Genomic DNA, 20,489 nt, shown 5'->3' on the forward strand with positions numbered 1-20,489 from the left:
CTATTGATAGCGGCTTTAACCACATCACCGTACTGCTTGACGAAGCCGTTGAGGCTCTCGCCGTACGCGCGGATGGCTGCTATCTGGATGGCACCTTCGGCAGGGGCGGGCATAGCCGGTTGATACTCAGCCAGCTCGGGTCCGATGGCAAACTCCTCGGGTTTGATAAAGACCCTCAAGCGATTGCCACCGGGCAAGCGCTAGCGGCCGAAGACGGCCGCTTTGTCGTTGTGCAGCGCAGCTTTGCCGAACTGGGCGCCGAAGTCGCCGAACGTGGCATGGCGGGCAAGGTGGCCGGGGTTTTGCTCGACCTGGGCGTGTCTTCGCCACAGCTCGACGACCCGGAGCGCGGCTTCAGTTTCATGAACGATGGCCCGCTCGATATGCGCATGGACCCGACTCGGGGCATCAGCGCAGCGGAGTTCATTGCGACTGCGCCCCATGAAGAAATCACCCGCGTGTTCAAGGAGTACGGTGAAGAGCGTTTCGCCGGTCGCATGGCCCGTGCCGTGGTCGAGCGCCGTGAAATCCAGCCGTTCGAACGCACCGCCGACTTGGCCGAAGTGCTGAAGGTCGCCAACCCCGCGTGGGAAAAAGGCAAGAACCCGGCGACCCGTGCGTTCCAAGGCCTGCGCATTCACGTAAACAACGAATTGGGTGACCTGGAGGCCGGCCTTGAGGCTGCCCTCGAGGCGCTGGAAGTGGGCGGTCGCCTTGTCGTGATCAGCTTCCACTCCCTGGAAGACCGTATCGTCAAACTGTTCATGCGTCGCCTGGTCAAGGGTGAGTCCGACAACCTGCCGCGCAACCTGCCGGTGCGTTTCGAAGCCTTTGTGCCGAAAATCAAAATCCATGGCAAAGCGCAGTTCGCTTCCGAAGCCGAACTCAAGGCCAACCCACGTTCCCGCAGCGCCGTCATGCGCGTTGCCGAGAAGCTGCGGTGAGCAAGCTTTTTGCCAAGCCCCTCCCGGGCGGCAGCTTCTTTATGATGCTGCTGTTTGTCGGTGTGCTGGTTTCCGCGATTGCGGTGTCCTACAGCGCCCACTACAACCGTCAACTGCTCAATACCCTGTACGGGGAACTGAGTGTGCGTGACAAGGCACAAGCGGAGTGGGGCCGGTTGATCCTGGAGCAAAGCACCTGGACGGCCCATAGCCGTATCGAAGTGCTGGCCACCGAACAGCTGAAAATGCACATTCCTGGCGCGGCTGAAGTCCGCATGGTGGCGCCATGATGAAACTCGAGGGCGCACTCTACCCCTGGCGCTTCCGCCTGATGCTCGGCTTGCTGGCATTGATGGTGGGTGCGATTGCCTGGCGGATCATCGATCTGCAAGTGGTCGATCGCGACTTCCTGATCGGCGAGGGTAACGCCCGTAGCTTGCGTCATATCCCGATTCCTGCACACCGTGGCCTGATCACCGACCGCAACGGCGAGCCCTTGGCCGTTAGTACCCCGGTGACCACCCTGTGGGCGAACGCAAAGGAATTGCAGGTCGCCAAGGATCGTTGGCCGGCCCTTGCCTCTGCGTTGGGACAAGATCCGAAAGCCTTGGCTGAGCGCCTGGAGGCCCAGGCCAATAAAGAGTTTATCTACCTGGTTCGCGGGCTGACCCCTGAACAAGGCCAGCAAGTGCTCGACCTTAAAGTCCCCGGTGTCTACGGCATCGAGGAATTCCGTCGTTTCTACCCGGCGGGTGAAACCACTGCGCATATGGTCGGCTTCACCGACATCGATGACCATGGCCGTGAAGGCGTGGAACTCGCCTACGATGAATGGCTCGCCGGGGTTCCCGGCAAACGACAAGTCATCAAGGATCGGCGTGGCAGACTGATCAAGGATGTCCAAGTCACCAAAAACGCCAAGGCCGGTAAGCCCTTGGCGTTGTCGATTGACCTGCGCCTGCAATACCTGGCCAACCGCGAGCTGCGTAACGCGATCATCGAAAACGGCGCCAAGGCCGGCAGCCTGGTGATCATGGACGTGAAGACCGGCGAGATCCTCGCCATGGTCAACCAGCCGACCTACAACCCGAACAACCGTCGCAACCTGCAACCGGCGATGATGCGCAACCGCGCGATGATCGACGTGTTCGAGCCGGGTTCGACCATGAAAGCCATCTCCATGAGTGCTGCCCTCGAAACCGGACGCTGGAAGCCCAGCGACAAGGTCGAGGTGTATCCAGGCACCTTGCAGTTGGGCAAATACACCATTCGTGACGTATCGCGCACTGAAGGTCCGGTGCTGGATTTGACAGGTATCCTGATCAACTCCAGTAACGTGGGCATGAGTAAGGTCGCCTTCGATATCGGCGGTGAAACCATCTACCACCTGGCGCAGAAGATCGGTCTGGGCCAGCCCACTGGCCTCGACTTCCCAGGCGAGCGCGTGGGCAACCTGCCGAACTATCGCGACTGGAAAAAGGCCGAGACCGCCACGCTTTCCTACGGTTACGGCCTGTCGGTGACGGCGATCCAACTGGCCCACGCTTTCTCTGTATTGGCGAATAATGGCCGGATGGTTCCGCTGAGCCTGATCCACGTCGACGAAGCACCTAAAGCTACTCAGGTGATTCCGGAAAACGTCGCCAAGACCATGCAAGGCATGCTGCAACAAGTGATCGAAGCACCGCGCGGCGTATTCCGTGCCCAGGTGCCGGCGTATCACGTGGCCGGCAAGTCGGGTACTGCGCGTAAAACCTCGGTGGGCACCAAGGGCTACGCCGAAAACTCCTACCGTTCGCTGTTCGCCGGTTTCGGCCCGATGAGCGATCCACGCTACGCCATCGTCGTGGTGATCGATGAGCCGAGCAAAGCCGGTTACTTCGGTGGCCTGGTATCGGCGCCGGTGTTCAGCAAAGTGATGTCCGGCACCCTGCGCCTGATGAACATCACGCCGGACAACCTGCCGCCGACCCAACAAGCGAACGCCGGACCACCGGCCGCTGCCGTAAAAGCCAATGGAGGGCGCGGCTGATGTCTCTTAGCCTGAACAAGATTTTTGCCCACGCCGGTCGCGATCTACTGATTCGCGAGTTGAGCCTGGACAGCCGTAATGTGCGTGCCGGTGACCTGTTCCTGGCCGTGCCTGGCGGTAAATTCGATGGCCGCGCGCATATCGCGGATGCGTTGCAACGCGGTGCGGCCGCCGTGGCTTATGAAGTGGAAGGCGCCACCGTGCTGCCGATCACCGACGTGCCGTTGATTCCGGTCAAAGGTTTGGCCAAGCAACTTTCGGATATCGCCGGGCGTTTTTATGGTGATCCGAGTCGACACGTCAATCTGGTCGGCGTCACCGGCACCAACGGCAAGACCAGCGTGACTCAACTGATTGCCCAGGCGCTTGACCTGCTGGGTCAGCACTGCGGCATCGTCGGCACACTGGGCACCGGTTTCTACGGCGCGTTGCAAAGCGGCCTGCACACCACGCCGAATCCAATCGCCGTGCAAGCGACTCTGGCCGACCTGAAAAAGGCCGGTGCCAAGGCGGTTGCCATGGAAGTGTCGTCCCACGGTTTGCATCAAGGCCGCGTTGCTGCGTTGGCGTTTGATGTGGCGGTGATGACCAACCTGTCCCGTGATCACCTCGACTACCACGGCACCATGGAAGCCTACGCTGCCGAGAAGGCCAAGCTGTTTGCCTGGAACGACCTCAAGTGCCGCGTGGTAAACCTGGATGACGCATTCGGCCGCCAACTGGCCGCCGAAGACCGTGAATCGCGCCTGATCAGCTACAGCCTGGAGGATTCCAGCGCGTACCTGTACTGCCGCGAAGCCCAGTTCAATGACGAAGGTGTGCGCGCCACACTGGTGACGCCGCAGGGCGAACATCATCTGCGCAGCAGCCTGCTCGGTCGCTTCAACCTGAGCAACACCCTGGCGGCCGTCGGCGCATTGCTCGGTCTGGATTACGCCCTCGACGAAATCCTGCGTGTACTGCCGAAGCTGGAAGGCCCGGTCGGTCGCATGCAGCGCCTGGGTGGCGGCAAGCAGCCGTTGGTGGTGGTCGACTACGCCCACACGCCGGATGCCCTGGAAAAAGTCCTGGTGGCTTTGCGCCCGCACGCCAAAGGCAAGCTGCTGTGCCTGTTCGGTTGCGGCGGTGACCGTGATCGCGGCAAACGCCCGTTGATGGCCGAAATTGTCGAGCGCCTGGCCGATGGCGTGCTCGTCACTGACGACAACCCACGCAGTGAAGACCCGAGCCAGATTTTCGACGACATCCGTGTCGGCTTCAAAGACGTGTCCAAGGCTACGTTTGTCGCCGGTCGCGGTGCAGCCATCGCCCAATTGATCGCCAGCGCTGGTGCTGACGATGTGGTGCTGTTGGCGGGTAAAGGTCACGAGGACTATCAGGAAATCAACGGTGAGCGCCACGCCTTCTCCGATCTGGTCGAGGCCGATCACGCCTTGACCGCCTGGGAGGTCGCCCATGCTTAAAGCAATGAAATTCAGCGAACTGACCGAGGCCTTGTCGGCCCGCGTGTTGTCGAGCGATTGCAGTTTCGACGGCGTCAGTATCGACAGCCGCGCCATCAAGCCAGGGCAATTGTTTGTCGCCCTGGCGGGCCCGCGTTTTGATGGTCACGACTACCTGAATGACGTCGCCGCCAAAGGTGCCGTCGGCGCCTTGGTGCAACGCGAAGTGGTGGATTCCACACTGCCACAACTGCTGGTTGCCGATACTCGCTTGGCCTTGGGTCAACTGGGTGCGCTGAACCGTGCGGCCTTTGACAAGCCTGTTGCAGCCATCACCGGCTCCAGCGGCAAGACCACGGTCAAGGAACTGCTCGCCGGTGTGTTGCGTACACGTGGCCCGGTTCTCGCGACCCGTGGCAACCTGAACAATGATTTCGGCGCTCCGTTGACCCTGCTTGAATTGGCCCCGGAACACACGGCGGCCGTGATCGAGTTGGGCGCATCGCGCGTCGGCGAAATCGCTTACACCGTGGCGCTGACCAAGCCCCACGTGGCGATCATCAATAATGCCGGTACCGCCCACGTTGGCGAGTTCGGTGGCCCGGAGAAAATCGTCGAAGCCAAGGGTGAAATCCTTGAAGGCCTCGATGCCTCGGGCACCGCTGTGTTGAATCTCGACGACAAGGCCTTCGAAACCTGGCGTGTACGCGCCGCCGGTCGCAAGGTCCTGACGTTTGCCGTGCTCAACGCCGCGGCTGATTTCCACGCCTCCAACATTACCGTTGATGCGCGGGGTTGCCCGTCCTTTACCTTGCACACCCCGCAAGGCAATGAACACGTGCAACTGAACCTGCTGGGCAACCATAACGTCGCCAATGCCTTGGCCGCCGCCGCTGCCGCGTACGCCCTGGGCGTGTCGCTGTTCGGTATCGCCACAGGTTTGGGCGCAGTGCAGCCGGTCAAAGGGCGCACCGTGGCGCAGTTGGCCAGCAACGGCATGCGCGTGATCGACGACACCTATAACGCCAACCAGTCCTCCATCTGCGCCGCCATCGACCTGCTCAAAAGCTTCGACGGCCGCAAGGTGTTGGTGCTGGGTGATATCGCCGAGCTGGGTGAGTGGGCCGAACAGTCCCACCGCGACGTCGGCGCCTATGCCGCTGGCAAAGTCGACGCGCTTTACGCCGTCGGCCCGCACATGGCTCACGCTGTCAGCGTGTTTGGCCCCGGCGCTCGCCATTTCGCGACCCAGGCTGAGCTGATCCAGGCGCTGACGGCGGCTGAACACGATAAACACACAACCATTTTGATCAAGGGATCGCGCAGCGCGGTGATGGAAAACGTCGTCGCGGCCTTGTGTGGCTCAAGTACGGAGAAACATTAATGCTGCTGCTGCTGGCTGAGTATCTGCAACAGTTCCACAAAGGCTTCGCGGTCTTTCAGTACCTGACCCTGCGCGGGATCCTGGGTGTGCTGACCGCGTTGTGTTTGTCGCTGTTCCTGGGGCCGTGGATGATCCGCACCCTGCAGAACCTGCAAATTGGTCAATCGGTTCGTAATGACGGCCCGCAGTCGCACCTGTCCAAGTCCGGCACCCCGACCATGGGCGGCGCGCTGATCCTGTCGTCCATCGGCATCAGCACGTTGCTGTGGGCCGACCTGCACAACCGTTATGTATGGACCGTTCTGTTGGTGACGCTGCTGTTTGGCGCCATCGGCTGGGTGGATGACTACCGCAAAGTGATCGAGAAAAACTCGAAAGGGCTGCCAAGCCGCTGGAAGTATTTCTGGCAGTCGGTGTTCGGCCTCGGCGCTGCGATCTTCCTTTACACCACAGCGCCAAGCGCCGTGGAAACCACTTTGATCATCCCGATGCTCAAGGACGCCAGCATTCCCCTGGGCATCGGCTTCGTGGTGCTGACCTACTTCGTGATCGTCGGCTCCAGCAACGCGGTCAACCTGACTGACGGCCTCGACGGCCTGGCGATCATGCCAACGGTGATGGTCGGCGGCGCGCTCGGCATCTTCTGCTACCTGTCGGGTAACGTGAAATTCGCTGAATACCTGCTGATCCCCTATGTGCCGGGCGCAGGTGAATTAATTGTGTTCTGCGGTGCGCTGATCGGTGCCGGCCTGGGCTTCCTGTGGTTCAACACCTATCCCGCACAAGTCTTCATGGGTGACGTCGGCGCACTGGCGCTGGGCGCGGCCCTCGGCACCATCGCCGTGATCGTTCGCCAGGAAATCGTGCTGTTCATCATGGGCGGTGTGTTCGTGATGGAGACCCTGTCGGTGGTCATCCAGGTGGCCTCCTTCAAATTGACCGGGCGCCGCGTATTCCGCATGGCGCCGATTCACCACCACTTTGAACTCAAGGGCTGGCCTGAGCCACGTGTGATCGTCCGCTTCTGGATCATCACCGTGATTCTGGTGCTGATCGGCCTTGCCACCCTGAAACTGAGGTAGAAACGAGTGTCCCTGATCGCTTCAGACCACTTCCGCATCGTTGTCGGCCTCGGCAAGAGCGGCATGTCCCTGGTTCGCTTCCTGGCGAACCGGGGCAAGCCGTTTGCCGTGGCCGATACGCGGGAAAATCCACCGGAGCTGGTCACGCTGCGCCGTGACTACCCGCATGTGGAAGTGCGTTGTGGCGAGCTGGATGTCGAGTTTCTGTGCCGTGCCGACGAGCTCTACGTGAGCCCCGGCCTGGCCATCGCGACCCCGGCCCTGCAAGCCGCCGCCGCCCGTGGCGTGAAGCTGTCGGGCGATATCGATCTGTTCGCGCGTAACGCGCAGGCGCCGATCGTGGCCATCAGCGGTTCCAACGCAAAAAGCACCGTGACCACCCTGGTCGGCGAGATGGCGGCTGCGGCCGGCAAGCGCGTGGCCGTGGGCGGCAACCTCGGCACGCCGGCGCTGGACCTGCTCAGCGACGACGTCGAGCTGTACGTGATGGAACTGTCGAGCTTCCAACTGGAAACCACTCACGACCTCGGTGCCGAAGTGGCCACCGTGTTGAACGTCAGCGAAGACCACATGGACCGCTACAGCGGCCTGCCGGCCTATCACCTGGCCAAGCACCGGATCTTCCGGGGCGCCAAGCAAGTGGTGGTCAACCGTCAGGACGCCTTGAGCCGTCCGCTGATGGGCGAGGGCCTGCCATGCTGGACCTTCGGCCTGAGCAAGCCTGATTTCAAAGCCTTCGGCATTCGCGAAGAGAACGGCGAGAAACACCTGGCCTTCGAATTCCAGAACCTGATGCCGGTGCGTGAGCTGAAAATCCGTGGCGCCCATAACCAGTCCAACGCCCTGGCGGCTCTGGCGCTGGGGCATGCCGTTGGCCTGCCGTTCGACGCCATGCTGTCGGCCCTGCGTACTTTCGGCGGCCTGGAACATCGCTGCCAGTGGGTTCGCGATCTCGACGGTGTCAGCTATTACAACGATTCCAAGGCCACCAACGTCGGTGCGGCCCTGGCGGCTATCGAAGGCCTTGGCGCCGATATCGAAGGCAAGCTGGTGCTGATCGCCGGTGGCGACGGCAAGGGTGCCGACTTCAAGGACCTTAAAGGTCCGGTCGCCGAGCATTGCCGCGCCGTGGTGCTGATGGGCCGCGATTCCGATTTGATCGCCGCCGCCCTCGGCGATGCGGTGCCACAAGTGCGCGCCACCTCTCTGGACAACGCCATCGCCCAATGCAAAGCGCTGGCCCAGCCGGGTGATGCGGTGTTGCTGTCGCCGGCGTGCGCCAGTTTCGACATGTTCAAGAACTACGAAGAGCGCGGCCAGCTGTTCGCCGCCGCCGTGGAGGCCTTGGCATGAGTATCAATTTGCGGAACATCATCAAGCCGTACCCGTCGCCGATCATTACCGGGCGCGGTATCGACCTTGACTTCCCGATGCTCGCCGGTTGCCTGGCGCTGTTGGGCCTGGGCCTGGTGATGATCACCTCGGCTTCGTCTGAAGTGGCGGCCGTGCAGTCGGGCAACACCCTGTACATGATGATCCGTCACCTGGTGTACCTGGTGATCGGTCTTGGCGCGTGCATCGTCACCATGATGATCCCGATCGCCACCTGGCAACGCCTGGGTTGGCTGATGCTGATCGGTGCGTTCGGCTTGCTGATCATGGTGATCCTGCCCGGCATTGGCCGCGAGGTGAACGGTTCGATGCGCTGGATCGGCTTCGGCGCGTTCAACGTGCAACCGTCGGAAATCGCCAAGGTGTTCGTGGTGATTTACCTGGCCGGTTACCTGGTACGTCGCCAGAAAGAAGTGCGCGAAAGCTGGATGGGCTTTTTCAAGCCCTTCATCGTTCTGCTGCCGATGGCCGGCCTGTTGCTGATGGAGCCCGACTTCGGCGCCACCGTCGTGATGATGGGGGCCGCGGCGGCGATGCTGTTCCTTGGCGGCGTGGGCCTGTTCCGCTTCACCTTGATGGTGGTGCTGGCCGTGGCGGCCGTGACCATTCTGGTACAGGCGCAACCCTACCGGATGGCGCGTCTGATCACCTTTACCGATCCGTGGTCCGACCAGTTCGGTTCCGGCTACCAGTTGACCCAGGCGTTGATCGCCTTCGGTCGCGGCGAGTGGCTGGGCGTGGGCCTGGGCAACAGTGTGCAGAAGCAGTTCTACCTGCCGGAAGCGCACACCGACTTCGTGTTCTCGGTACTTGCCGAAGAGCTGGGCGTGGTGGGTTCGCTGTGCACCGTCGCGTTGTTCGTGTTCGTGTGTGTACGCGGCATGTACATCGGCTTGTGGGCCGAAAAGGCCAAACAGTATTTCGCTGCTTATGTGGCGTACGGCTTGTCGTTCCTGTGGATCGGCCAGTTCCTGATCAACATCGGGGTGAACGTCGGCCTGCTGCCGACCAAGGGCCTGACCTTGCCGTTCCTCAGCTACGGCGGCAGTTCGTTGGTGATCTGCTGCGCGTGCCTGGGCTTGTTGCTGCGCATCGAGTGGGAGAGTCGAACCCACTTGGGCAGCGAAGAGATGGAATTCAGTGAAAGCGATTTTGCCGAGGAGCCGACCCATGGGCGCTAACGTGCTGATCATGGCAGGCGGCACCGGCGGCCATGTGTTCCCGGCCTTGGCCTGTGCGCGCGAATTCCAGAACCGTGGCTACACCGTGCACTGGTTGGGTACCCCGCGTGGCATCGAAAACGAATTGGTGCCGAATGCCGGTTTGCCGCTGCACCTGATCAACGTCACGGGCCTGCGTGGCAAGGGCAAGTTGTCCCTGCTCAAGGCGCCGTTCGTGTTGCTCAAAGCGGTGTGGCAGGCGCGCAAAGTCATTCGTGAACTGAAGCCGGTGTGTGTGCTCGGTTTTGGTGGGTATGTGACCGGTCCTGGTGGTGTTGCCGCCAAGCTCGCCGGTGTGCCGGTGATCGTGCACGAGCAGAACGCCGTCGCCGGTACCGCCAACCGTCTGCTGGTGCCGTTGGCTGCGCGGGTGTGTGAAGCATTTCCGAAAACCTTTGGTGCCTCGGACAAGCTGCGCACCACCGGCAACCCGGTGCGTACCGAACTGTTTATGGGCATCGCCCGTGAAGCACTGCAAGGGCGCAAGCCGCACCTGCTGGTCATGGGCGGCAGCCTGGGCTCCGAGCCTTTGAACAAACTGCTGCCGGAAGCCCTGGCGCAACTCCCTGTGGAATTGCGCCCGGAAGTCTTCCATCAGGCTGGCAAAGATCACGGTGAAGTCACCGCCACGCGTTATCGCGAAGCGGGTGTTGAGGCGAACGTACAGCCCTTCATCAAAGACATGGCCCACGCCTATGGCTGGGCCGACCTGGTGGTCTGCCGCTCCGGTGCGCTGACTGTCAGTGAACTGGCTGCCGCCGGTCTGCCGTCCTTGCTGGTGCCTTTGCCCCACGCGATCGACGATCACCAGACCCGCAACGCCGAATATTTGGCCGGGGAGGGCGCTGCCTTCCTGCTGCCGCAAAGAACGACTGGCGCCGCCGATTTGGCCGCACGCCTGACTGAGGTTTTGATGCAACCGGAACGACTCAATAGCATGGCGAGCACCGCAAGCCGCCTGGCCAAACCTGACGCAACCCGCACCGTGGTCGATATCTGCCTGGAGGTGGCCCATGGTTGAGAATCAGAAAGCCATGCCACAACCGGAAATGCGCCGCATCCGTCGTATCCACTTCGTTGGTATCGGTGGCGTGGGCATGTGCGGCATCGCTGAAGTGTTGCTGAACCTGGGCTACCAGGTGTCCGGCTCCGACTTGAAAGAGTCGCCGGTCACCGACCGCCTGAAGACCTTCGGTGCACAGATCTATATCGGCCATCGCGCCGAGAACGCCGCTGAAGCCGATGTGCTGGTGGTGTCCAGCGCCGTGAACACCTCCAACCCGGAAGTGGCCACCGCCCTTGAGCGCCGCATTCCCGTGGTGCCGCGCGCCGAGATGCTGGCTGAGTTGATGCGTTATCGCCACGGCATCGCCGTCGCCGGTACCCACGGCAAAACCACCACCACCAGCCTGATCGCCTCGGTGTTCGCGGCCGGTGGCCTGGACCCGACGTTCGTCATTGGTGGCCGCCTGAATGCAGCCGGCACCAATGCACAACTGGGCACCAGCCGTTACCTGATCGCCGAAGCCGATGAAAGCGACGCGAGCTTCCTGCACCTGCAACCACTGGTCGCCGTCGTCACCAATATCGACGAAGACCACATGGCAACGTACGACGGTGACTTCAACAAATTGAAGAAAACCTTCGTCGAGTTCCTGCACAACCTGCCGTTCTACGGTCTGGCCGTGGTGTGCCTGGACGATCCGGTGGTGCGCGAAATCCTGCCACTGGTCAAGCGTCCTACCGTGACCTACGGCTTCAGCGAAGACGCCGACGTGCGCGCCATCAATGTGCGCCAGGAAGGCATGCAAACCTTCTTCACCGTGCTGCGTCCCGACCGCGAGCCGCTGGATGTGTCGGTGAACATGCCCGGCAACCACAACGTCCTCAATTCCCTGGCGACTATCTGCATCGCCACCGACGAGGGCGTCAGCGATGAAGCCATTGTCGAAGGCCTGTCGCGCTTTGCTGGCGTGGGCCGTCGCTTCCAGGTCTACGGCCAGTTGCCGGTAGACGGCGGTGACGTGATGCTGGTGGACGACTACGGTCACCACCCGACCGAAGTCGCTGCCGTGATCAAGGCCGTGCGCGGTGGCTGGCCGGAGCGCCGCCTGGTGATGGTCTACCAGCCGCACCGCTACAGCCGTACCCGCGACCTATACGACGATTTCGTCAATGTATTGGCCGATGCCAACGTGCTGTTGCTGATGGAGGTGTACCCGGCCGGTGAAGAACCGATCCCGGGCGCCGACAGCCGCAAGCTGTGCAACAGCATCCGTCAGCGTGGCCAGTTGGACCCGATCTACATCGAGCGTGGTGTGGACCTGGCGCCGATCGTCAAGCCGCTGCTGCGGGCCGGTGACATTTTGCTGTGCCAGGGCGCCGGTGATATCGGTGGTCTTGCGCCTAAGTTGCTGGCGAGCCCGCTGTTTGCTGCTGCGAAGGGGAAGTCGAAATGATCAACGACTACGGCTCCCTGTTTTCCACAATCGCACCCGCAGACTTCGGCCGCGTCGCGGTGTTGTTCGGCGGTAAAAGCGCTGAGCGCGAAGTGTCGCTCAAGTCGGGCAACGCTGTGCTCGAAGCCCTGCAAAGCGCCGGGGTGAATGCGTTCGGCATCGACGTGGGCGATGATTTCCTCGCTCGCCTTATGGCCGAGAAGATCGACCGCGCCTTCATCATCCTCCACGGCCGTGGCGGTGAAGACGGCAGCATGCAAGGCCTGTTGGAGTGCGCTGGCATCCCTTACACCGGCAGCGGCATCCTCGCGTCGGCATTGGCCATGGACAAGTTGCGCACCAAGCAGGTGTGGCACAGCCTGGGCATTCCCACCCCGCGTCACAGCGTTCTGTGCAGCGAAGACGATTGTATTTCTGCAGCCAAGGAACTGGGCCTGCCTTTGATCGTCAAACCTGCCCATGAAGGCTCCAGTATCGGCATGGCTAAAGTGAACTCGGCCGCCGAATTGATCGACGCATGGAAAGCGGCAAGTACCTACGATTCGCAAGTGTTGGTGGAACAGTGGATCCAGGGTCCCGAGTACACCATCGCCACCCTGCGTGGCCAGGTATTGCCGCCTATCGCATTGGGCACGCCCCACACCTTTTACGACTACGACGCCAAGTACCTGGCTTCCGATACCCAGTACCGGATCCCGTGCGGCCTTGACGCAAGCAAAGAACAGGAATTGATGGACCTCACGGCGAAAGCCTGTGAGGCGCTGGGTATCGCCGGTTGGGCACGGGCAGACGTGATGCAGGATGACCAAGGGGATTTCTGGTTCCTGGAAGTCAACACCGCACCGGGCATGACCGACCACAGCCTGGTTCCCATGGCAGCCCGTGCGGCCGGTCTGGACTTCCAGCAGTTGGTGCTGGCGATCCTGGCCGACAGCATTGAGCCAAGAGGCTAAGGACATGAAAGGCGCATCGCTTCGTCATCAGCCCCCCCAAGCACCGAGCCGCAAGCCGGTGCCACGGGGTGCCAGCCGAATGGTGGCTAAAGAGCCGATGTCGGCGCGCCTGCCGAAAGCCAACTTTGGTTTCCTCAAAGCGCTGTTCTGGCCGGTGTTGCTGGTGGTGCTGGGTTTCGGAACCTACGAAGGCGCGCAGCGTCTGTTGCCGTATGCCGACCGGCCGATCACCAAGATCAGCGTGCAGGGCGACTTGAGCTACATCAGCCAGCAAGCGGTACAGCAGCGCATCGGCCCGTACCTGGCGGCGAGCTTCTTTACCATCGACCTGGCCGGTATGCGCTCGGAGCTGGAGCAGATGCCGTGGATCGCGCACGCCGAAGTCCGCCGCGTATGGCCGGACCAGGTGACGATCCGCCTGGAAGAACAACTGCCCGTGGCCCGTTGGGGCGACGAAGCGCTGTTGAACAACCAGGGCCAGGCGTTCACCCCGCGTGAGCTGGCCAACTATGAGCACCTGCCGCAGCTGTTCGGGCCGCAGCGGGCGCAGCAACAAGTGATGCAGCAGTACCAGGCCTTGAGCCAGATGCTGCGTCCCATGGGCTTCTCCATTGCACGCCTGGAACTGCGTGAACGGGGTAGCTGGTTTTTGACGACCGGGGCAGGCAGTTCCGGCCCGGGCATCCAGTTGTTGCTGGGACGCGACCGCTTGGTGGAAAAGATGCGCCGCTTCATTGCCATCTATGACAAGACCTTGAAAGAACAGATTACGAACATTGCGAGCGTCGACCTGCGTTACGCCAACGGCCTGGCCGTCGGCTGGCGTGAACCGGCAGCGCCCACGGCAGCGCAACCCGCTGTCGCGAAGAATTAAGAAGAGGCAGGACCCATGGCAAACGTGCAAAGCGGCAAAATGATCGTCGGTCTCGACATTGGCACCTCCAAGGTGGTGGCGCTGGTGGGCGAGGTCGGGGAAGACGGCGTTATCGAAATCGTCGGTATTGGCACGCATCCGTCCCGGGGCCTGAAGAAGGGCGTGGTGGTGAACATCGAGTCCACCGTGCAATCGATCCAGCGCGCCATCGAAGAAGCGCAGCTGATGGCCGGTTGCCGGATCCACTCGGCGTTCGTTGGCGTGGCGGGCAACCATATCCGCAGCCTGAATTCCCACGGCATCGTGGCGATCCGCGACCGCGAAGTCAGCTCCGCCGACCTTGAACGCGTGCTCGACGCCGCCCAGGCCGTGGCGATCCCGGCTGACCAGCGCGTGCTGCACACGCTGCCGCAGGATTACGTGATCGACAACCAGGAAGGCGTTCGTGAGCCCCTGGGCATGTCGGGCGTACGCCTGGAAGCCAAGGTCCACGTGGTGACCTGCGCCGTCAACGCCGCACAGAACATTGAAAAATGCGTGCGCCGCTGCGGCCTGGAAATCGACGACATCATTCTTGAGCAGTTGGCCTCGGCCTATTCGGTACTGACTGACGACGAAAAAGAACTGGGCGTATGCCTGGTCGACATCGGCGGCGGCACCACTGACATCGCGATCTTCACCGAGGGTGCGATCCGTCACACTGCCGTGATCCCGATTGCCGGTGACCAGGTGACCAACGACATCGCCATGGCGCTGCGTACACCGACCCAGTACGCCGAAGAAATCAAGATTCGCTACGCCTGCGCCCTGGCCAAACTGGCCGGTGCCGGCGAAACCATCAAGGTGCCGAGCGTGGGCGATCGTCCACCGCGCGAACTGTCGCGCCAGGCCCTGGCCGAAGTGGTCGAGCCGCGCTACGACGAACTGTTCACCCTGATCCAGGCTGAACTGCGCCGCAGCGGCTACGAAGATCTGATCCCGGCCGGCATCGTGCTGACCGGTGGCACCTCGAAGATGGAAGGCGCGGTCGAACTGGCCGAGGAAATCTTCCACATGCCTGTCCGCCTGGGCGTGCCCCATGGCGTCAAAGGCCTGGGCGACGTGGTGCGCAACCCGATTTACTCCACCGGTGTGGGCTTGCTGTTGTACGGGCTGCAAAAGCAGACCGACGGCATTTCCCTGTCGGGCCCGAGCAACCGTGACAGCTACCGCAGCGATGACGAGGCGAAAGCGCCGTTGTTCGAGCGGTTGCAGGCATGGGTCAAAGGCAATTTTTAAGATTTACCGCGACACCGTTGTAAGCAGTAGGCGAAAAAACTAGAGAAATGAAAGGAGAGGGAACATGTTCGAACTCGTAGACAACATCCCCGCAAGCCCGGTTATCAAAGTAATCGGTGTCGGCGGTGGCGGCGGCAACGCTGTCAACCACATGGTCAAGAGCAACATTGAAGGCGTTGAATTCATCTGCGCCAACACTGATGCCCAGGCGCTGAAAAGCATCGGCGCGCGGACCATCCTGCAATTGGGCACAGCCGTGACCAAGGGCCTCGGTGCTGGCGCCAATCCGGAAGTCGGCCGTCAAGCCGCCCTGGAAGACCGCGAGCGTATTGCCGAAGTGCTGCAAGGCACCAACATGGTGTTCATCACCACCGGCATGGGCGGCGGTACCGGTACCGGTGCTGCGCCGATCATCGCCGAAGTGGCCAAGGAAATGGGCATTCTGACGGTCGCTGTCGTGACCCGTCCGTTCCCGTTCGAAGGTCGCAAGCGTATGCAGATCGCCGACGAAGGCATCCGTCTGCTGTCTGAAAGCGTCGACTCGTTGATCACCATCCCCAACGAGAAGCTGCTGACCATCCTGGGCAAGGACGCCAGCCTGCTGTCCGCCTTCGCCAAGGCTGACGATGTGCTGGCCGGTGCCGTTCGCGGTATCTCCGACATCATCAAGCGTCCAGGCATGATCAACGTCGACTTTGCCGACGTACGTACCGTGATGAGCGAAATGGGCATGGCGATGATGGGCACTGGCTGCGCCAGCGGTCCGAACCGTGCGCGTGAAGCCACTGAAGCGGCCATCCGCAACCCGTTGCTGGAAGACGTGAACCTGCAAGGTGCACGCGGCATCCTGGTGAACATCACCGCCGGTCCTGACCTGTCCCTGGGTGAGTACTCCGACGTGGGTAGCATCATCGAAGCCTTCGCTTCCGAACACGCGATGGTCAAAGTCGGCACCGTGATCGATCCGGACATGCGCGACGAGCTGCATGTGACCGTGGTTGCGACCGGCCTGGGTGCAAAAATCGAGAAGCCTGTGAAGGTGATCGACAACACCCTGCACAACGCCCAAGCCAGCCACGCCAGCCAAGCGGCTGCCGCTCCAGCGCCTTCGCGCCAGGAACTGCCGTCGGTGAACTACCGTGACCTGGACCGTCCGACCGTGATGCGCAACCAGGCTCAGGCCGGTGCTGCGGCGTCCCGTAGCCCGAATCCGCAAGATGATCTGGACTACCTGGACATCCCGGCATTCCTGCGTCGTCAGGCCGATTAATGGAATGTATCAGGGCTATGAAGGTGATTGGTGTTCAGCAAAGGTCTGGTCTGCTATTATCGCCAGCCTTTGTTGATACCAGTTCGCAATTTGCGCTCAAGCGGTCCAAGCCATGATTAAACAACGCACCCTGAAGAATATTATCCGTGCCACAGGTGTAGGTCTGCACTCCGGGGAGAAGGTATACCTGACCCTCAAGCCCGCACCTGTCGACACCGGCATCGTGTTTGTTCGTGCCGACCTGGACCCTGTGGTGCAGATTCCTGCTCGCGCGGAAAACGTTGGCGAAACCACGATGTCGACCACATTGGTCAACGGTGACGTCAAAGTGGACACGGTGGAGCACTTGCTCTCGGCCATGGCTGGCCTGGGCATCGATAACGCCTACGTCGAGCTCTCCGCGTCCGAAGTCCCGATCATGGATGGCAGCGCTGGACCCTTCGTATTCTTGATTCAATCTGCCGGCCTGGAAGAACAGGACGCAGCCAAGAAGTTCATTCGCATTCTGCGGGAAGTGACAGTAGAAGACGGCGACAAGCGCGCCACCTTCGTCCCGTTCGAAGGCTTTAAAGTGAGCTTTGAGATCGATTTCGATCACCCGGTATTCCGTGACCGCACCCAAAGTGCAAGCGTGGATTTTTCCAGCACTTCGTTCGTAAAAGAAGTCAGCCGCGCCCGTACCTTTGGTTTCATGAGTGACATCGAGTACCTGCGCAAGCACAACCTCGCACTCGGCGGCAGCGTTGAAAACGCCATTGTGGTCGACGCGGATGGTGTACTGAACGAAGACGGCCTTCGCTACGAAGACGAATTCGTGAAGCACAAGATCCTCGATGCAATCGGTGACCTCTACCTGCTGGGCAATAGCCTGATAGGCGAGTTCAAAGGCTTCAAGTCGGGCCACGCCCTTAACAACCAGCTGCTGCGCAAGTTGATTGAGCAGACAGACGCTTGGGAAGTCGTGACCTTCGAAGATGCCAGCACCGCACCGATCTCTTACATGCGTCCCGTTGCGGCGGTGTAAGTAACAACTCTCTTTCTTTAGTTTTGAAAGGCTGCCTTCGGGTGGCCTTTTTTTATGCCTGGTTATTCGCATCCACAATACGGTTACGCCCGGTGTGCTTGGCTTCGTAGAGCGCCTGATCCGCACTCAGCAACAACGCCTCCAGCGACTGACGGCTGCGCTTGTCCCAAGTGCTCATGCCGATGCTCACCGTAATCGGCTGTTCATCTCCTCCCACCCTCGGCAAGTGCTCGATACCGCTGCGGATATGCTCGGCAATCACCCAGGCGCCCTTGGCATCGGTCACCGGCAGCACCACCGCAAACTCTTCGCCGCCATAGCGCGCGGCCAGGTCGGCCGGGCGGCGGATATTGGTACCGATCACTTGGGCGACAGTGCGTAATGCTTCATCGCCGCCGTGATGGCCGTGGCGGTCGTTGAACGCCTTGAAGTGGTCCACATCGATCATCAGCACCGTCAGCGGCTCGGTCGAACGTTGCGCGCGGTCCCATTCCAGGCGCAGGCGCTCGTCCAGGATACGGCGGTTGGCCAGGCCGGTGAGCGCGTCGGTGGCTGCCAGTTCTGACAGCACGCGCTCGGTGCGATAACGGCGGCGCAGTTCCCGGCGCAGCATCCAGGTCAGCCAGAGCAAGCCGACACAGAGGATGCCGGTGGCACTGCTGACCAGCAGCGCGGCGCGTTGCCAGGGCGCGAATACGTCATCGGCGGAGAGCGCCACCACCACAATCAGCGGCAACTCACCGACGTTGCTGAACGTATACAGGCGTTCCTGGCCGGAAAGGGCGGAGATCGCCCGGAAACTCCCTTCGCCCTCGCGCAGCATGCGTTTGAAATTGGGGCGATCGCTCAGGTCTTTGTCGATCATGTCGCGTTCCAGCAAGGGCTGCTGGGCCAGGAGGATGCCGTGGGTATTCAGAAGATTGACAGAGCTGCCATTGCCGATGGCCAGGCGGTTGAACAGTTGATCGAAATACGCCAAGCGCATGGTCGCCACGGCCACACCGGCAAACTCACCGTTGGGGCCGGAGACCCGGCGGCTGAATGCAATGCGCCACACCTGGTCGCAGGCACAGTGGATCTTGAATGGGCGACTGATGAACAACCCGGCCTGGGATGTACGTTGATGGGCCTGGAAGTAATCGCGATTGGCAAAGTTGCGCGGCGTCGGCCACAGCGTCGAAGAGTCGGCAATCACCGCACCGTTGGCGTCCAGTAACAGCACTTCACCTTTGAAGGGGGCCGCTGTGGATTGATCAAACTGCACCAGATGCCGGATGTACGGCGAAACCTGGCTCAAGTCCTGCCGCGTAGTGGCAGCGATAAGCCCTTGCAGCGCCAAGTCGTAGAGTTCGACGTTGCGCAGCACATCGGCATTGATCAGTTGGGTGATGTTGCTGGTGGCGCGCTTGGCGGCCTGCAAGGTGCTGGCATGTTCGCGGATCAGCAGCGCCGCGACGATCACCACAATCAGGACGACAGTGAGGCCACTGCCCAGCATCAGAAACAGCTCCGGGCGTGCCGGCAGGGTGCGAGAACTGGATTGACTCATCGGGCAGACTTCAGCGGTGAGGATGCTGGCAGTTTAGTTCTACCCGATGAAAATTAAATACTTGGTTAAAAAGAAAGATCTGTCCGTCAGAACACGTTGATCGGGTAATCGACGATCACCCGGTATTCATCCACGTCGCGATCCACCGCCGAGTAGCCGTTACTGCCGCGATTGGTCGCCCATTGCAGGCGCACGGCCAAGTCCTTGGCCTTGCCGCCCTGTACCACGTACTTGAGGTCGATATCCCGTTCCCAGTGCTTGGCATCTTTGCCATCGGCGCTGTACCAGGCGCTGTAGCCACGGCTTTGCGGGTCGACCTTGGTCAGGTCGGTCTTACCGCTGATGTAGGACACGGCCGAGGTCAAGCCGGGCATGCCGAGGCCGGCGAAGTCGTAGGCGTACTTCAGCTTCCACGAGCGTTCGTTGGGGCCATTGAAATCGGAATACTGCTGGGAATTATCCAGGTAGATGCTGTCGCCCTGGGCAATGTAGTCGAACGGCGTGTTTCCGTTGACTCGCTGGTAGGTGGCTGTGACGCTGTGGTTTCCCACGCCGACGGTGAAGTGCAGGCTGTAGGTGTTGTTGTCGATATCCCCGAGCAGGGACTGACCGGTGTCCTGGGTGTGGTAGTAGTGCAGGCCCGGGTTGAGGCTGATCAGGTCATTCAGCGCGTAGGTGTAGTCCAGGTCGTAGTAGTACTGGTTCCACACGTTCTTGAGTTCGGAGGCATAGAGGTTGCTGGTCAGCCCTTCAATGCCGCTGAACGACACACCGGCCCAGTTCATGTGCTGGCTGTCGGTGTTGTTTGGCAGAGCGCCGTAGCTGGTGCCGATGCGGCGATGCCCGCTCTGGTTGTAGAGCTTGGTGAAACTGGCCTGGCCGCCTTCGAACATCCAGCCGTCGAAGCTGTGGTTGGTCAGGCTCACACCGCGGAAGGTCTGCGGCAGCATGCGGGTCATGCCGCCGGCGATCACTGGGTTGTTGAGGAACAGGTCGCCGGCCTTCAGTTCGGTATCGAACGCGCGCATTTTCAGGGTACCACCGGCGGTGGAGAACGAGCCGGGCGCCTTGCCGTTGCCACTGCCGTACGGAAGGATGCTGGAACCATCGGTGCCGCCACCGCCGTCCAGTTTGAGGCCGAGCATGGCGTGGGCGTCCAGGCCGAAACCGACCGTGCCCTGGGTGTAACCGGACTCGAAGGTGCCGAGAAAACCCTGGCCCCATTCCTTGCTGTCATCGGTGTGAATGTCGCGACGGTCGCGGTTCATGTAGTAGTTGCGGGTGTTGATGTTGAGGTGGGCGCCCTCGACGAAACCGTCGGCGGGGTTGGTGTCTGCCGCGTGGGCAAGCGGGGCAATCGTTGCTGCAATCGCGAGGAATAACGGGGTGAACGTCAGCGAGTTCTTCACCGGTGGAGCTCCTTTGGTCAATCGAAAACGGCCAATGTCGTGGGTGTGCCTGGCCTTTTTTACGGCAAAAAAAAGCCGCTGAAGTCAGCGGCTTTAAGACAGATTCCCAGTGTAGAGCCCTGGAAAAAAGTCGAGGGGAATTCGGGTAAGCGGAGACTGCCTTTGCCGTCGCGCTCA

At 61.3% G+C, this 20,489-nt stretch carries 17 protein-coding genes; 15 read left to right on the plus strand and 2 right to left on the minus strand.

Going from position 1 to position 20,489, the window contains the following annotated elements; all coding sequences use genetic code 11:
- The first annotated feature begins 2 nt into the window (after positions 1-2).
- The 15 genes from rsmH to lpxC all read left to right on the plus strand — a co-directional run bounded on the left by rsmH (position 3) and on the right by lpxC (position 17,354).
- Positions 3-944, plus strand: coding sequence for a 16S rRNA (cytosine(1402)-N(4))-methyltransferase RsmH (gene rsmH, locus H096_RS14910; RefSeq protein WP_085984516.1), 942 nt, complete (start codon positions 3-5; stop codon positions 942-944).
- Entirely contained in the window at positions 941-1,234 is a 294-nt protein-coding gene (ftsL, locus tag H096_RS14915) for a cell division protein FtsL (protein ID WP_016974953.1), read from the plus strand. The genes rsmH and ftsL overlap by 4 nt, the downstream gene beginning before the upstream one ends.
- The gene (locus tag H096_RS14920) at positions 1,234-2,976 is read left to right on the plus strand and encodes a penicillin-binding protein 2 (protein WP_017738701.1); all 1,743 of its coding nucleotides are present in this window, start codon (positions 1,234-1,236) and stop codon (positions 2,974-2,976) included. The genes ftsL and H096_RS14920 overlap by 1 nt, the downstream gene beginning before the upstream one ends.
- The gene (locus H096_RS14925; protein ID WP_033899455.1) at positions 2,976-4,439 is read left to right on the plus strand and encodes a UDP-N-acetylmuramoyl-L-alanyl-D-glutamate--2,6-diaminopimelate ligase; all 1,464 of its coding nucleotides are present in this window, start codon (positions 2,976-2,978) and stop codon (positions 4,437-4,439) included. The genes H096_RS14920 and H096_RS14925 overlap by 1 nt, the downstream gene beginning before the upstream one ends.
- Entirely contained in the window at positions 4,432-5,802 is a 1,371-nt protein-coding gene (murF, locus tag H096_RS14930; RefSeq protein ID WP_033899467.1) for a UDP-N-acetylmuramoyl-tripeptide--D-alanyl-D-alanine ligase, read from the plus strand. The genes H096_RS14925 and murF overlap by 8 nt, the downstream gene beginning before the upstream one ends.
- The gene (mraY, locus tag H096_RS14935; RefSeq protein ID WP_033899470.1) at positions 5,802-6,884 is read left to right on the plus strand and encodes a phospho-N-acetylmuramoyl-pentapeptide-transferase; all 1,083 of its coding nucleotides are present in this window, start codon (positions 5,802-5,804) and stop codon (positions 6,882-6,884) included. Before murF ends, mraY begins: the two co-directional genes overlap by 1 nt.
- 6 nt (positions 6,885-6,890) lie before the next feature.
- Positions 6,891-8,237, plus strand: a complete 1,347-nt coding sequence (gene murD, locus H096_RS14940; protein ID WP_033899473.1) for a UDP-N-acetylmuramoyl-L-alanine--D-glutamate ligase — start codon at positions 6,891-6,893, stop codon at positions 8,235-8,237.
- Positions 8,238-8,245: 8 nt separating this feature from the next.
- Positions 8,246-9,457, plus strand: coding sequence for a putative lipid II flippase FtsW (gene ftsW / locus H096_RS14945; RefSeq protein WP_167351279.1), 1,212 nt, complete (start codon positions 8,246-8,248; stop codon positions 9,455-9,457).
- A complete protein-coding gene (gene murG / locus H096_RS14950) occupies positions 9,447-10,517 on the plus strand; it encodes an undecaprenyldiphospho-muramoylpentapeptide beta-N-acetylglucosaminyltransferase (protein WP_033899478.1) in 1,071 nt (356 codons plus the stop codon). Before ftsW ends, murG begins: the two co-directional genes overlap by 11 nt.
- Positions 10,510-11,955 (plus strand): UDP-N-acetylmuramate--L-alanine ligase, encoded by a 1,446-nt coding sequence (gene murC / locus H096_RS14955; protein WP_033899480.1) that lies wholly within the window; start codon positions 10,510-10,512, stop codon positions 11,953-11,955. The genes murG and murC overlap by 8 nt, the downstream gene beginning before the upstream one ends.
- A complete protein-coding gene (locus tag H096_RS14960) occupies positions 11,952-12,908 on the plus strand; it encodes a D-alanine--D-alanine ligase (RefSeq protein ID WP_033899481.1) in 957 nt (318 codons plus the stop codon). The genes murC and H096_RS14960 overlap by 4 nt, the downstream gene beginning before the upstream one ends.
- A gap of 4 nt (positions 12,909-12,912) precedes the next feature.
- A complete protein-coding gene (locus H096_RS14965; RefSeq protein WP_033899483.1) occupies positions 12,913-13,782 on the plus strand; it encodes a cell division protein FtsQ/DivIB in 870 nt (289 codons plus the stop codon).
- Positions 13,783-13,797: 15 nt separating this feature from the next.
- Positions 13,798-15,060 carry a cell division protein FtsA gene (ftsA, locus tag H096_RS14970; protein WP_010213031.1) on the plus strand — a complete coding sequence of 421 codons (1,263 nt, stop codon included), beginning with the start codon at positions 13,798-13,800 and terminating at the stop codon, positions 15,058-15,060.
- Between the two features lie 64 nt (positions 15,061-15,124).
- A complete protein-coding gene (gene ftsZ, locus H096_RS14975) occupies positions 15,125-16,330 on the plus strand; it encodes a cell division protein FtsZ (protein WP_016974964.1) in 1,206 nt (401 codons plus the stop codon).
- A 112-nt stretch (positions 16,331-16,442) separates the two neighbouring features.
- Positions 16,443-17,354: a UDP-3-O-acyl-N-acetylglucosamine deacetylase gene (lpxC, locus tag H096_RS14980; protein WP_003171886.1), complete on the plus strand. Its 912-nt coding sequence runs from the start codon at positions 16,443-16,445 to the stop codon at positions 17,352-17,354.
- Between the two features lie 52 nt (positions 17,355-17,406).
- Here lpxC and H096_RS14985 read toward each other — a convergent pair whose 3' ends face one another.
- Positions 17,407-18,903 (minus strand): sensor domain-containing diguanylate cyclase, encoded by a 1,497-nt coding sequence (locus H096_RS14985; RefSeq protein ID WP_033899485.1) that lies wholly within the window; start codon positions 18,901-18,903, stop codon positions 17,407-17,409.
- Between the two features lie 86 nt (positions 18,904-18,989).
- Positions 18,990-20,312: an OprD family porin gene (locus H096_RS14990; protein ID WP_033899488.1), complete on the minus strand. Its 1,323-nt coding sequence runs from the start codon at positions 20,310-20,312 to the stop codon at positions 18,990-18,992.
- Positions 20,313-20,489 lie beyond the last annotated feature (177 nt).

Source organism: Pseudomonas sp. FH1 (assembly GCF_000510895.2).
GTDB classification, from domain to species: Bacteria; Pseudomonadota; Gammaproteobacteria; order Pseudomonadales; family Pseudomonadaceae; genus Aquipseudomonas; species Aquipseudomonas azotoformans_A.